Source organism: Methylobacterium sp. E-045 (assembly GCF_022829685.1).
GTDB lineage: Bacteria > Pseudomonadota > Alphaproteobacteria > Rhizobiales > Beijerinckiaceae > Methylobacterium.
Window position 1 is genome coordinate 1 of record NZ_JAKSYE010000022.1, and the last position, 14,050, is coordinate 14,050.

Here is a 14,050-nt window from a genome sequence, read left to right on the forward strand (position 1 = left end):
GTGGATGTCGTGCGAGAGTGCCATGACTGTAGTCAGCAAGCCAGGTACCAGCACGCGCGTGACGCCTGCTGCACCCACACTAAGCCGGGCAGCGCCACCCCGGCCCGCTTCGCCGTACTGGTCAGGGGCGCACCGCGATACCCATCCAGGGGGTAAAAGTGCGACGCCGATCCAGGGTCAATGTTCAACGCTCTTTGACAGCCACTGACGGCGGTGATCCAGCAGGCTTACATCCAGGGCATCTCGACCCGCTCGGTCGATGATCTGGTCCAGGGAGGGCCCCATCGCGGCAAGCCGCGATGGGAACCCGCGATGGGCGGCACGGGCGTATCGAAGAGCCAGGTCTCGCGCCTGTGCCAGGAGATCGACGAGCGGGTTGGCGCATTCCTGGACCGCCCCATCGAGGGCGAGTGGCCGTATCTCTGGATCGACGCGACCTACGTGAAGGTCCGCCAGGACGGGCGCATCGTCTCGGTGGCCGTCATCGTGGCGGTCGGCGTGAACACCGACGGTCGCCGCGAAGTCCTCGGCATGGATGTCGGCCCGTCGGAAGCCGAGACGTTCTGGACGGACTTCCTGCGCAAGCTCGCCCGGCGCGGCCTGCGCGGGGTCAAGCTCGTGATCTCGGACGCCCACGAGGGCATCAAGGCCTCGGTGGCCAAAGTCATGAACGCGACTTGGCAACGCTGCCGTGTGCACTTCATGCGCAACGTGCTCGCCCATGCCGGCCGTAGCGGGCGGCGTGTCGTGTCGGCCTTCATCGCCACCGCGTTTGCCCAGGACGACGCGGAGGCGGCCCGGCAGCAATGGCGACGGGTGGCCGATCAGCTCCGGCCCAAGGTGCCCAGGCTCGCCGTCCTGATGGACACGGCGGAGCCCGACGTGCTCGCCTACATGGGCTTCCCGGTCGCCGACCGGGGCAAGCTCCACTCCACGAACCCCCTCGAACGACTGAACGGCGAGATCAAACGCCGGACCGAGGTCGTGGGCATCTTCCCCAACGAGGCTGCCATCACTCGCCTCGTCGGCGCAATCCTGCTGGAGCAGAATGACGAATGGGCCGTCCAGCAGTCCCGCTACATGACCCTGGAAAGCATCGCCCCAATCGGCGATGATCCCCTCGTCAGCCTGCCGACCCTGGCAGCCTGATCCTCCCGGCCCAAGCCGGTAATCGTGGTGGCCCTCAGCGAGCTACACCACGCCGAGGGACACGACCTGTGGCGATGCGACGGAAGTCCTTGATGCGGCCGAACATGCGCTCGATGGCATTGCGGCCCTTGTAGAGGACCGGCGAGAAGCACGGCTTCCACCGCCGATTGGATTTCGGTGGGATGTTGGGGGCGGCTCCCGTCGCCTCGATCTCACATTCGAGAACGAGGTGTCGAGGCGGCGGCAGAAGTCTGCAGGGTGAGCGATGCGGTCGGTAGCCCCCCCTCTGATCCAAAGGAATGCGACCACTCCCGCATAAACCGACGAAGAGGTCGGTGAGCTACGGGTGGGTGAGGGGTGCTTGTTCCGTGTTGATCCAGAAGGCTGACGTGGCGCGGGCACGGCAGGGGTGACATCCGGGCGTGTCCACTTCCAGGCACGGCTGACTGGCAGGCTTGGCAGATGTGGATGAAGCCAGCGACACAGGCTTGGCTGATAGCCCTGGCATCGACGGCCGTGCGATGCCGCCGGCAGATTCGACATCTCGCCTTCATTCCCGTGACGCGGCCGCATCGAGCACTCGCGCTCCGCAATGACGACGGTAAAGACATCATGCAACATGGAGCGATCCAGCGTCAGGTCGGCCATCAGCCACCTGAGCTGCTGCTCTCGTCCTCCGGCTGCTTGCCCCATCGGATCTCCGGCACGCCATCTTTCGGCAGCCCCCTCCACCGTCGCAGCATTCTCTGCCTGCCGCATGGCAAGGGCGATCGGCTCGCTCGTAAAGCATTTGAAAGGCACGGCATCCACCCCCCCCAGGGTTCAGGATGCCCGAAAAACTTGCGCTCGGCATGGAGCGGTTTGATGGGTGAGGACCACCGCGTCGACTGCGCCAGGATTTGAGGCGGTAGCAGTCGCCGTTCAGGCTCAGGATGCTGACGTGATGAGTCAGCCGACCGGCACCCTGGTCAACGACGGGGCGACGTTGCTGTACCGGGCGAGCAAGTTCGACTGCGCGGCATGCCCCCTAAAGATGCGGTGCTGCCCTAACAAGTTGGTGCGCAAGGTACCCCACTTTGAGAAGCGTAAACCTCACAGCGCGAGCGCTAGAAGGTCGAGATGCTGTTTGCCCATCTTAAGCGCATCCTAAAGCTGGATCTCCTCCGGTTGCGCTGACCCAAGGGAGCGAGAGACGAGTTCCATTTCGCAGCCGCCGCCTGAAACCTTGGGAAGCCTGCCAAGATCATCCCGCTCCCGTAGCCGAGCCCGGCTAAAGGACACGGGCCCTTCCCTCCCGTTGCCATCTCGGCCGGCATCGACTTTTTCCAAAGAAATCGGTCGAAAGTGGAACGTGAACCGTCGGCAGACGATCAGATCACATCACAAGGAGCATAGGGGAACTAGCTAGCGGTCAGCGTATGGCAACCGGATTAACGTTGACCTGAGTCGAGCCTCTGTAGAGGGGCTGGCCTAACACAAAGAGAAATTCGTAGGCCTTATCGCGGACGAGCGCACGCGAATCGATTAGTTCGAGGTTGTAGATGCCGTTCTTGGCGAGCATGAATTGGTTGATTGGGAACTCCTGCCCATCTTTGGCGGGATAGATCTCTGAAGCCCAGGTATCCCCGCCGAACGCGACAATTTCTTGAGCGGCGAGCCATTCGGCTGCCGGCATTCCGATCCCGGGCTCCACTTCCAGGAATTTCTTGTTGTCTTTCCCGATCATGTCCAACCACCCTGTGTTGAAGAGAACAACATGCCCTTGCGCAGGGTCACGCCTTCCTTCTTCAGAACGGCCTGGATGTCCGCAACGGTGAACTCGGTATCCGCAGGCACAATCGGCTTGCCGTAATGCTCCACCATGTCAAGAACCACGCCTCGCGTGACCAACGGGGGGACCTTCTCAATCCCAAGCTTGGTCACACCTTCGATTGTCACGAAATCTTTGGCCTTGTTCCCGTTGTAGTATGTATAGTCGATTCCAATATGGCCGATGCCGTTGAGTTGCGTCCCGACCCCAGTCCAGCCGTTGACGACCTCGTCGTTGAAGGTGAACTTGTTCTGGGCCTTGCTCGTACCGCCGGCTTCACCAGGCTGCACCGTATAGAGGTGGAAGCTACGGTGACGGAACGCAGGCAAATTCTTGTCGATGGGAACGCCCAACGAATAAACTTTGCCGGTTTTGACGAGTTGCAAGGCTTGTAGGACAACGTCTGGGGTCAGCAGGTTCGCCGCACCGATCTCATCACCGGCTCCATATTTGGAGGGGTACCAGTTCGGCTCAGCGGCTTGCGCGGGAGTTCCTGCCAGCGCCAAAGCGGTGGCGATTGCTCCAGTGAACGATGTTTTGTTTAACATTTGGCAACTCCGTTTTTTGCGCAAGTCCGCACCCTGCGGGATGCCGGTTCTTCGTTGCGAGGGATTGATCGTCGGAGGATCGAGACGTCCCGAGCGCTTCCGGCGAGCCGGACTTGCGCGATGGACGCGACGACGCGGGGGTCAGGCGATGGTTGGAACGATGCCGCCTTCGACGCGTAGCGCCGCACCATTCGTGGCCGCCGCTAGCGGGCTCGCAAGGTAAGCTACCATCGTGGCAATCTCGTCGGGCTCGATCATGCGCTGGATCAACGACAAGGGCCGGTGAACGCGGAAAAACTCCGCCTCCATTGCTTCAGGCGACACGTTCGGGTCCGAGGCGACGCTCCTTAGAAAATCGCCGATCCCATTCGAGCGGGTTGGACCGGGCATCACCGTATTGACCGTGACACCAGTGCCTTTGGTGAGCTGCGCCAACCCCCGTGCGATCGTCATCTGAGCGGTTTTAGTCACCGCGTAGTGAATCATATCCGGCGGCGGCACGAGCCCCGATTCACTCGACACGAACACGACCCGGCCCCAGCCGCGCGCCTGCATTCGCGGGAAGTAGGCTCGGGTTAGGCGGGCACCGGCCACCACGTTGACCTCAAAGAGGCGATGCCAGTCTGTGTCGCTGATGGCAGCAAACTCCTTCGCCTCGTAGATCCCGAGGTTATTGATGAGAATGTCGATCTCGGTTGCTTCGCGGACCAGCGTCTCGGCTCCCTCCGCCGTACTGGCATCCGCCCCGATCGCTTGAACTCGCCCAAGAGCCGCGATCTCTGCAGCGGCGGCGTCGAGCTTTGCCCCTTGCCGCCCTGTGATCACCACGTTCGCGCCTTCCGCTGCTAATCGTCTGGCGATTGCAAGGCCGATCCCCGCGGTCGACCCAGTGACAAGCGCTTTTCGTCCTCCCAGCTGCAGATCCATGATGACCGTCTCCCAGGTTGCCTGCTCGATACGGAGAAGATGTCTGCTGTTGCGATTGATGACTAGCGCGCACCTGTGCAAGATTGTCGTGCTTTTGATGCACGAATGGCGTGAGTATGGATAATCGGCTCGGTGAAATAGAGGCCTTCCTTCAGGTCGTACGACACGGCAGCTTCGCGGCAGCTGCCAAAGCGCTGCGTCAGACACCGTCCGCTGTCAGCCGGTCGGTTGGTCGTCTTGAGGCCCGTCTCGGCATTGCCCTGCTGCGTCGAACCACCCGTTCCCTGATGCTAACGCCGGAGGGGGAGGCATACCGGGAGCAGGCCACCGAGTTGATGGATGGGCTCGAAGCCATCGAACGAGGCTTTACGGAGCGCACCGCTGAGCCGAGCGGCAAGCTACGGGTGAACGCCTCGGTCCCATTTGGTACCCACGTCATCCTGCCGATCCTGCCCCGTTTCCTGGCCGAGCATCCGCGGATGAGCCTTGAGCTGGCACTGACGGACGAAGTGATCGATCTGGCGTCGACACAGGCCGATGTCGCCATCCGTATCGGCCCCCTGCGCGATACCCGCTTACGGGCGCGACGGCTCGGATGCAGCCGGATGGTAGTGGTAGCAGCCCCCTCCTACCTTGCGATGCACGGAACCCCCGGACACCCGGACGACCTTTCCGAGCACAACTGCCTCAACTTCAGCTTCCGCCGCTCTATCGATACATGGCCGTTCCGCATCGGATCGAGCGTAAGCCAGCGGCCGATCCAGGGTAACTTCTTCGGCAATTCTGGTGAGGTGGTGCGACTCATGGCTGTCGGGGGCGCGGGTATTGCCCGCTTTGGTCATTTCCATGTGGCGGCGGACCTCGCTGCCGGACGCCTCGTGTCCGTATTGGAGGTCTTCCATCCCGGCGATGCAGAAGAGATCCATGCTCTCTATGTCGGGCATGAGCGATTGTCAGGACGTACGCGAGCGTTCGTAGATTTCCTTGCCGTCCGTGCGACCGTCAGCGGCTGAACCGTCTCGGCCTCAATCCATACCCCCACGGCGCCCAATGCTGCGGATATCGGTAGTGTCTCAGTCTGAAATTCTATCGAATTTCGCCCTGGGGTTCCGCTCCTTTCAGAGCGCGGGCCTACTACGGCCCGGTGCGACTTAAGTCGCTTCGGCCAGCAGCTTCTGCCGCGCACGCTCACGAATGATGAGCGCTGCGTTAGCGGTCGATGCATCGCCAAGCGCAAAGCGCTGACGATGCCTTTCTTCGACAGACGCTGACAATCGGCATCGAAACGAATGCCGGAGAATTCAGCAAAGCCGAAGTATTTATAGCGCTTCCTCGCGCGGAACCGAGGAAAGCCAGCCGGCTTTCCGGCCTTCACGCGGCTGAAAAAGCCGCGCATAGCCAGATCGAGACGATCAAGAGTCCACCGCGAAAGATTCGCGGGACGAGCACCGTAACCCCCCGGGTCATCAGCGCGAACCCATACCCGGGAACTTGGGACACGGGTCGCGGCGACATGCGATCAGGCAACCCTACACCATGTTGCTGGCGAGCTCGGGAAGGCGATCCATCGGCAGTCCCGTCAAGGGTACCGCGATGGGCCCTATGGTAATGGAAGCCGCCTCTCAAGGAGAGGTGTCAGCTTAACTGGATCACCGATAGTCAGAGATCAACACCCATGATTTGAGAGCATCGGTTTTGGCTTAGTTGCAAGTACCGCTTCACGGTTGAGCTACCCGCGCCATCTTTGCCATCGTCTCAAAGAAGGAGGGCGACTACCTCTAACCCATTGATGGACTGCTGTTATTTGCGCTGGCCCGTACTTGATTCCGCCCACCTGCCTTAGCCTTATAAAGCGCCTGATCCGCGGCCGCCATCAAAGTTGTTGGGTCAACGACGCTCGTTTCGAGAATATGAGCTAAACCACCACTGATGGTCAGCAAGGCATGAGGGTTCACCGCATGCGGAACTTTCCAGCCTAAGACAGACGTGCGGATACGTTCAGCTACAACTATTGCACCAGCGGCATCCGTGTCTGGCAGTACCACCGCGAACTCTTCTCCGCCAATCCGACACGCAATATCATGGCTGCGGTCGATAGCGGCCTCGATTGAGCGGGCGATCAACTGTAGCGCTTCATCTCCTTTCTGATGTCCGTAACGGTCATTGAAGCCCTTGAAATAATCAGCATCTAGAATAAGCAATGAGAGCTGATGGTGATTTCGTACTGCTCGACGCCATTCCCTTGAAAGGGATATATCGAACTGCCTCCGGTTAAAGAGGCCCGTTAATGCATCCGTGGTAGCCAGTTTCTTCAATTCGATATTGAGAGCTGCGGTAATCTGCTCAGCTTGCGTCCTATGGAAAAGCTCCCGGCCAAGTCGCCATATGAGCGCAATAATCGTTGCACTGAGGGCGAGTACGACAAACCCAAGCGCCAAAGCTTTCCACCACCATCCGGCGTAGATATCATGTAAGGGCAGCGCTACGCTCAGATAGAGTGGTAGATCCTGAATCTGCGTGAAGACGAAGAGCCTGTCACCAGTGCCGAGCATCGCAGGTCCGGTAAAGCTGCCACTTTTGGTTTTTATGATATCTTTATAGCTTACGGTTTGAGAAATGCTTGTGCCAATTTGTTTTGGTTCATAAGGCTCCCGCATAACAATCGTTCCACCAGGCCCAGATAGGGTAACTGTTCCTGGATTATTGACATCGACACTAGAGAAAAGGCTATGAAAATAGCTGAGATAGATGCCGCCTGTAACAACACCCTGAAAAGCGCCCTCGGCATTCGAGATCCGCCGGCTTAGTGTAAGCATCCATTGCCCACTGACTCGCGAAATCACCGGAGCGCTCACATGCAAGTTGTCATCCGCATTGGCAGCGAAGTGCTGAAAATATTCGCGATCGGCCACATTGATTGAGGTAGGACCAAGAGTCTGTGAATTCGCGATGACGTTCCCATTTTGGTCTAGTACTAAGATGTACCCAAATCCTGGAGCAGTTGTGATACGATCGAATAGCAGCATATGCCGCAATTGAGGAGCGGCATCCATGACCTCTGGGCGCTGAATGCCCTCAATCACGGTGCGAAGCGCAATGTTGTATAGATCAATATTGCGATCAATATCGCGGGATAGTACTTGCACCAGACTGCGTGAGGTAATCTCTGCTTTCCGTGCTGTGTCCCAGCGCATCTGCCAGAGCATGAGGGCAGAAATTACGCATAAGCCAACCACTGACAGAATGCCAAAAGCGCTTAGCCACGCTGAGGAGGGGTTCCACTTCGACAGCTTGCCAATGGGGGCCCCCTCTACCATTACGATTGGTGGTCCTCGTGATTTTTGAAAAGAATTACGATCAGCATAATAGGGCTCTCTAGGCTTTGCGAGGGAATTAAAATTTTACTGTTGGCAGTTGGTTGTCATTGTTATTGCTTTTAAATATGAAGGGAATGATAATTGCTAATCTACTTACTTCAGGAAGTCGCCCCAAGTGGTAGCCCAGCCACAATGCCGAGAAATTCTCGGGCTGGCGTAGGTTTGCCGAAGAAGTAGCCTTGGGCTTCATGACATCCATAAGACGCCAGCAGCGCTGCCTGCCCACAGGTTTCAATCCCTTCGGCAATGACCTCAAGGTCGAGACTGACCCCAAGGGCCAAAACTGCTTTGACGATCGCCGCATCGTCTGGATCGGTTTCGAGATCGCGGATGAACTCGCGGTCGATCTTAAGGCGCGTGAGCGGATAACGCTTCAGCAGGCTCAACGAAGCGAAGCCGGTGCCATAATCATCGAAAGCGATGCCGACGCCCATCTCTCGGATCTGGCGCAGCGGCGCTAAAATGCTTTCGTCGTGGCCTAGTACGGTGGTTTCGGTGATTTCCAGCTCAAGCTGCGTTGCACGAAGCCCGAAGGTGGTCAGCACATCCGCAATCTTCTCACATAATAAGGTGTCCCGCAGCTGTGCTGCGAACAGGTTTACGCCGATGCGGAGCGGAATGCCTGACGTAGCCGCTTCAGCGGCAAAGGCACAGGCGGTACGTAAGATCCAGTCACCGACCGGGATCGCGATAGCGCTGCTTTCGAGTACCGGAAGGAAGATAGCGGGTGATAAGAGGCCCTGCTTCGGATGCCGCCACCTCAATAAGGCCTCAGCACCGACGATGCGATGATCCGGGAGCCGCACCTGGGGCTGGAAATAAAGTTCGAACTCTTCCCCGTCCAAGGCGTTTCTGAGCTCTTCCTCGATCCGGTGGCGCTCGTCCGCGAGTTCACCAAGTTCGGACCGAAACAATCCATATTGCCTCCCGCCTGCAAGCTTGGCCTGCTGAAGAGCAAGCAAGGCCCCTTTCAAGATTGCGTCTGGCTCATCGAATTGTGACGTCTCGGAGCAGAGAACGATACCAACGCTAGCGCTAATGTGGCAGGCAATTCCTTGTATTGTAAAAGCCAAACTGAGACCTGCGAGGATACGATTGGCGATGGCCTCTGCTTGAACTAGATCATTGCTTCCGAGGAGGAGGATGCCGAACTCGTCTCCTCCCAGGCGCGCTACGAATGCTTCTGGTCCTACGATATTGATGATCCGTTCACTGGCGGCAATGAGGATATTATCTCCGGCTGCCATTCCCATGGAGCCGTTGATGGTCTTGAACTGGTCGAGACCGACTTTGAGAACGGTGTATTGGCCGGCCTGCTTCAGAGCATGCGAGATCTTCTCCAGAAAGCTCACCCGATTTGGCAGACCGGTCATCCGATCGAATTGCGTGAGGTATCGCAGATACTTCTCGCTCTGATGTCTCTCTGAGATATCTCGGATGATCGAACCGAACTCTGTGCGAGGACCATCCTGCCAGCTTGCGAGGGAGATCTCTACGGGGAACGACGTTCCGTCCTTTCTCAAACCGCTGATTTCAAAGGTTGTCCCGGCCAGGTCGCCTCCCCCCCCTGTTCGCAGGCGCTCGATCTCAGCGTGATAGGCTTGTCGATGCTTCGGAGGAACGATCAAATCGATATGACGGCCCATTGCCTCCCTGCGAGAGAAACCGAATAGGTTCTCGGCCGCCGCATTCCAGAACGTAATCACGCCGTTCTCATGGGAGCATACGATCGCATCTGGGGTAGCAGCTGCCATCTTCATGGCAGCATTCTTCAGCACGTTCAGGCGCCGCTGCTCCAGATGATCCATGACGATTCTACCGAGGCTTTGCAGAAGCTTCTGCTCGTGCCCACTCAAGGATGGTCGGGGTTTATCATCAATGATGCAGATCGAGCCGATCCTATGCCCGGCTGGCGTGCGGAGAGGGGCTCCGGCATAGAAGCGGATGAAGGGCGAGGCGGTGACGAGTGGGTTGAGCCGGAACCGTACATCCGCCTGGGCATCTGGGATGACGAGCACCTCATCACTTACGAGTGCATGTGTGCAAAATGAATTGGCGCGTGAGGTCTCACAGGCTTCAAAGCCTAGCCGTGCCTTGAAGAACTGCCGATCCTCTCCGACAAAAGAAACCAGGGCAGTCGGAACACGAAACAGATCGGCGGCGAGCTTCGCCACATGATCGAACTCAACCTCGGGAGGCGTGTCCATCACCCTGTAGCGTTTCAGGGCCTCCAGGCGCTGGGGCTCATCGAGTAGGGTGGGATACTCACGATGTGGCATGGTGGTCACTATTTTATGCTGCGACGAGAGAGCCGCAGCAGGTGCTACCAATTCGTTGTGATCGAACACGGGTTTTAGAGGCATGGCAAGTTTGTCGCATCCTCGGCATGCTTGTGGCCGCGGTCGTCGTTACCTCACACTTGCTCGATGACTTCGGCTGGATCGTCTCTAAGCGTGATCCGGCGGCAGTCTGCCATGTTTATGTTAGCCTATGGATAATCGCCGGCTCCCACCGCCTGCTCTGCACACTAATCCTACACCTCGGCGAGCTGGGCGCCTAGCTCGGCATCCTCGGTCGTCATGGCGAGGAGGAGCACCTCGCGTGCATCGGAGTTCAACCCCATCGGTCTGACCCTGCCGTCAGGTAGCATCACCCTTTCAGCAGATCCTGCATTCCCTTGCCGACCCTGAAGGTCAAAACCGTCTTCCTCTTCACCGATACGACTGCGCCAGTCTTTGGATTGCGGCCCTCGCGCGCATCGCGAACCGTAGTCGAGAAGGACCCAAAATTTCGCAATTCCACTCGATCGCCCTCCACCAACGCATCGGTAATCCGTCCGATGATGGTGTTCACGATGCGCTCGACGTCCCTGGCGTAGAAGTGCGGGTTCTGTTCGGCGAGACGGGCAATGAGCTCGGATTTGACCATGGTGCGCGTTGGAACATCAGACCGGGCCAGCTTCAACCCTGCCGCCCGCCAACCCCTTACCGTTGACTTAACGGTGTCACCCGGCCGACATGCCATGTCCGGCCGCGTATCGCCCAAGCGAGTCGTGAGCCGGCATCAGGAGAGATCACCGCCGCGAGATAGACCCTGAAACGACTACGGCCCCCCTGTCGCCAAACAGGAGGGCCGCGAAATCGAAATGGCCTATGGAGGCCCGTTGCAATCCCCCACAAGCCATATGCCCCCCTCGGGAGTCAAGCGGGAACGCCAATTCCCGCATCGAGAAGTCGTGCCTTGTGCCTGCCGCGGCCCGAGAGGGTTGGGGACGATGTTTCACGCGACCATGGCCGCCGCGATCGACGGCGCGCGGACGCTTGCGCTGATGGACGAGCTGTCCCGCCATGTATGGCAGGGGCACGGGGCAGGGGCTTTGGCCGAGGAGGAGGGCCCAGACCCTGGCCGAACGGCTCCACGGGCGCCGCAGCTCGATCCGTGAGGGCATCAAGCCCATAGGCATTCTTGCCAGCCGGGCGAGCCTGTTCCCACTACGCGGGGCGTCACCAGCCCCGATAAGGCCATGTTGCGGGACCGAAGGCGCCTGCTGGCCTGGTCTGGTCCTATGCTGCCAATCGCCTTGCGCCGCTCGATAGGCTGGGGATCCTTGAGAGCTTCACCCACTTATGCACCCCGAACAAAAGGACAATGCCATGATCCGCCCCTATACGACCGGGCATCTCCCTGGATCCATCAGGCAGCCAGAAGCAGCGGCGAAGCCCTCGTCGCAGGAGAGCGCCGACCTGATCGGCCAGGCGCTTCTAGCTCTCATCATCGTAGTTGAGAACCAACCCCTCGTTGGGCCGGCCGTGACGGCCTACCAGACTGCCATCCGCCACAATGGCGAGGAAGCGGCGGCCAATGGTGGTCGTGAGGCGATGGATGCCACACTCCGCTTCGTCATGGATGCAGATCCGGGCCACGCACAGCGCTGCCAGAGCATTATCGACAAGGCTTGGGCCGGCCTCGCAGGTTGGAGAGCATGACATCGGCTAAAAACTTTGGAATGATTATTCCCGGCATTCTTAATCTAGTGGTTGAGCCCTGGCGGTTGAGTCCGTCTGGGGTTTCGGTTTGAGGTCGGGCCTGCGAGTCTGGTGGGATGCGCAGCGGCATCTTTTTCACGCTTTCCGCCGCGGAACGCCCTCGGCTGGAGGCCCTGGTCGCGGATCGAAACACGCCGCAGAAGCACGTTTGGCGCGCCCGCATTGTGCTGCTGAGCGCCGATGAGCTCGGGACGTACGCGGTCATGTGTGAGGCGGGCGTGTCCAGGACAGCGGTCTGGCGCTGGCAAGACCGCTTCGCGCAAGAGGGCGGCGAAGGGCTCCTTCGGGATAAGACGCGACCAGCGTGCATCCTGCCGCCGAGACCGGAGGTGGCGGCGCGCGTGGTTGCTCTGATGCAAGAATAACCACCCGGCGAGACCACGCATTGGACGGCCGCCGCCGCCATCAGCATCTCGTCGGTGCAGCGGATCTGGCGCGGGCACGGTTGCAGCCGCATCGGGTCCGGGAGTTCAAACTCTCCAACGACCCAGCTTTCGCCGCCAAGCTGCGTGACGTCGTCGGGCTCTACGTCGACCCGCCCGCCCATGTCGTCGTGCTCTCGGTCGATGAAAAGAGCCAGATCCAAGTGCTTACCCGTACGCAGGACCCGTTGCCGATGAAGATGGGCCAGCCAACGAAGCGTAGGGCATTTTATAATGATGGCTACAGCATCAATGCAAGTTTCGGCGCCGCACACGGTTCAGCGCCAGCGCCACGAGCGTACACACCGTGCCCGAGAGAAGATAAGCGCCCACCGAGCGGAGCCCAAAGGTGCTTGCTAGTAGCAATGCAACAAGCGGTGCAAACCCAGCGCCAATGAACCAAGCTGCCGTCGCGGTCGTACCCGCGCCCGTGTAACGGTGCTTGGATGAGAAGCTGCCGTTTAGCGCGCCCGACGATTGACCGAAGGCGAACCCAAGCAGTCCAAAGCCGAGCAGCACGTAGGTCCATTCGCCGGCAGGTCCTTCACCGAGCAGCTGCGGCGCGAAGCAGCTGTAAGCTCCAATCAGGACAGCGGATACGGCAAGCACCGTTCGGCCGCCAATGCGATCTGCAATCACGCCCGACAGCGCCACGGTCACGAGGCCTATAGCTGCTCCGACCAGTTCGATGACCAAAAAGCGTAAGGGAGCGTCGCTTTTTGTGAGTACGACCCATGATAGCGGGAACACGGTGACGAGGTGGAAGAGCGCGAAGCTCGCTAGCGGGGCGAACGCGCCGAGCACAATCGTTCTTCCCTCATCGCGGATCAGATCCGACAGCGGGGAAGGTTGCAAGTCCTGGCTCTCGTAAAGACGCGTGAACTCAGGGGTCGAGATTAGGCGCAGCCGGGCAAACAGCGCCACGACGTTAATGACGAACGCAACGAAGAACGGGTAACGCCAGCCCCAGTCGAGGAAATCCGCGGGCTTCAGCGTCGACAGCAGAAACGCGAACAAGGCGCTGGCGACGAACATGCCAATCGGCGCGCCGAGCTGCGGGATCATTCTGAACCAGCCGCGCCGCTCCCGTGGCGCGCTGAGTGACAGGAGGGCGGGCAGCCCGTCCCAGGTCCCACCCTGCGCAAAACCCTGCCCGATGCGCAGGACAGCCAGACAGATCGCGGCGAGACCACCGACCTGTTCGTGACCCGGCAGGAACGCCATGGCCGCCGTCGATCCTCCGAGCAGGAAGAGCGCCGCCGTCAGCTTGACGCCCCGTCCATGCCGACGGTCGATCCGCATGAAAAGGAGTGCGCCGAAGGGCCGGGCGACAAAGGCAAGCGAGAATATGGCGAAGGAGTAGAGGGTTCCAGTCAGGGCGTCGGTGTAGGGAAAGATTAGCGACGGAAACACCAGCGCCGAGGCGATCGCGTAGACGAAGAAGTCGAAGAACTCCGACGATCGTCCGATGATGACGCCCACCGCAATTTCACCAGGCCGGATCCGGTGATCCCGCGCATTGATGAGACGGGCGTCGCGCTCCAGCGGTGTCGAGCTAGCAGCTCCGGCGGGTGTGACTGCCATGCGTTCTTTCCTTTTGTCCAATCCGAAGCGGGCGTTTCGGTCTGGGCGGCCGCGCGGCCATCGAACCTGCAAAGGGCCATAGCGGCTCATGAACTGAGGCGGTTTGATCGCGGTCAAAGTCGGCGGAGCCGGGGGCGGCTATTCCGGCGGCCATGTCCCAGCCATGCCCAGCCCAGGATCGCGCCTC

The 14,050-nt window shown here is 59.7% G+C and carries 7 protein-coding genes and 6 pseudogenes; 5 read left to right on the forward strand and 8 right to left on the reverse strand.

Translation table 11 applies throughout. From position 1 onward, the window contains the following. Nucleotides 1-204 precede the first annotated feature (204 nt). Nucleotides 205-1,149, forward strand: a pseudogene (locus MKK51_RS01195) (IS256 family transposase); the annotation flags it as partial. Nucleotides 1,150-1,216: 67 nt separating this feature from the next. Here MKK51_RS01195 and MKK51_RS01200 read toward each other — a convergent pair. Both MKK51_RS01200 and MKK51_RS27475 read right to left on the reverse strand, forming a co-directional pair. Continuing rightward, a pseudogene (locus MKK51_RS01200) lies at nt 1,217-1,363 on the reverse strand (IS5/IS1182 family transposase); the annotation flags it as partial. 392 nt (nt 1,364-1,755) lie between these two features. After that, nucleotides 1,756-1,950 (reverse strand): annotated as a pseudogene (locus tag MKK51_RS27475) (IS3 family transposase); the annotation flags it as partial. A 181-nt stretch (nt 1,951-2,131) separates the two neighbouring features. Between MKK51_RS27475 and MKK51_RS01210 the strand changes: the two are divergent. Then, nucleotides 2,132-2,370 (forward strand): annotated as a pseudogene (locus tag MKK51_RS01210) (IS5/IS1182 family transposase); the annotation flags it as partial. A gap of 190 nt (nt 2,371-2,560) precedes the next feature. Here the strand turns inward: MKK51_RS01210 and MKK51_RS01220 are convergent. Then, nucleotides 2,561-3,507 (reverse strand): annotated as a pseudogene (locus MKK51_RS01220) (cyclase family protein). Between the two features lie 141 nt (nt 3,508-3,648). After that, nucleotides 3,649-4,434, reverse strand: a complete 786-nt coding sequence (locus tag MKK51_RS01225; RefSeq protein ID WP_243974485.1) for an SDR family NAD(P)-dependent oxidoreductase — start codon at nt 4,432-4,434, stop codon at nt 3,649-3,651. 116 nt (nt 4,435-4,550) lie between these two features. On the opposite strand from MKK51_RS01225, the gene MKK51_RS01230 reads away from it, so the two are divergent. Further along, entirely contained in the window at nt 4,551-5,447 is an 897-nt protein-coding gene (locus MKK51_RS01230; RefSeq protein WP_243974486.1) for a LysR family transcriptional regulator, read from the forward strand. Nucleotides 5,448-6,212: 765 nt separating this feature from the next. On the opposite strand, the gene MKK51_RS01235 is transcribed toward MKK51_RS01230, so the two are convergent. From MKK51_RS01235 to MKK51_RS01245, 3 genes are all read right to left on the reverse strand, one after another. Further along, nucleotides 6,213-7,751, reverse strand: coding sequence for a sensor domain-containing diguanylate cyclase (locus MKK51_RS01235; RefSeq protein ID WP_243974487.1), 1,539 nt, complete (start codon nt 7,749-7,751; stop codon nt 6,213-6,215). A 158-nt stretch (nt 7,752-7,909) separates the two neighbouring features. Next, a complete protein-coding gene (locus tag MKK51_RS01240) occupies nt 7,910-10,174 on the reverse strand; it encodes a putative bifunctional diguanylate cyclase/phosphodiesterase (RefSeq protein WP_243974488.1) in 2,265 nt (754 codons plus the stop codon). A gap of 286 nt (nt 10,175-10,460) precedes the next feature. Beyond that, entirely contained in the window at nt 10,461-10,739 is a 279-nt protein-coding gene (locus tag MKK51_RS01245) for an HU family DNA-binding protein (protein ID WP_243974489.1), read from the reverse strand. Nucleotides 10,740-11,464: 725 nt separating this feature from the next. Here MKK51_RS01245 and MKK51_RS01250 point away from each other — a divergent pair. Further along, nucleotides 11,465-11,797, forward strand: a complete 333-nt coding sequence (locus MKK51_RS01250; RefSeq protein ID WP_243974490.1) for a hypothetical protein — start codon at nt 11,465-11,467, stop codon at nt 11,795-11,797. A 116-nt stretch (nt 11,798-11,913) separates the two neighbouring features. After that, nucleotides 11,914-12,488: pseudogene (locus MKK51_RS01255) on the forward strand (helix-turn-helix domain-containing protein); the annotation flags it as partial. Nucleotides 12,489-12,528: 40 nt separating this feature from the next. On the opposite strand, the gene MKK51_RS01260 reads toward MKK51_RS01255, so the two are convergent. Next, nucleotides 12,529-13,863, reverse strand: a complete 1,335-nt coding sequence (locus MKK51_RS01260; RefSeq protein WP_243974491.1) for an MFS transporter — start codon at nt 13,861-13,863, stop codon at nt 12,529-12,531. Between the last annotated feature and the right edge of the window lie 187 nt (nt 13,864-14,050).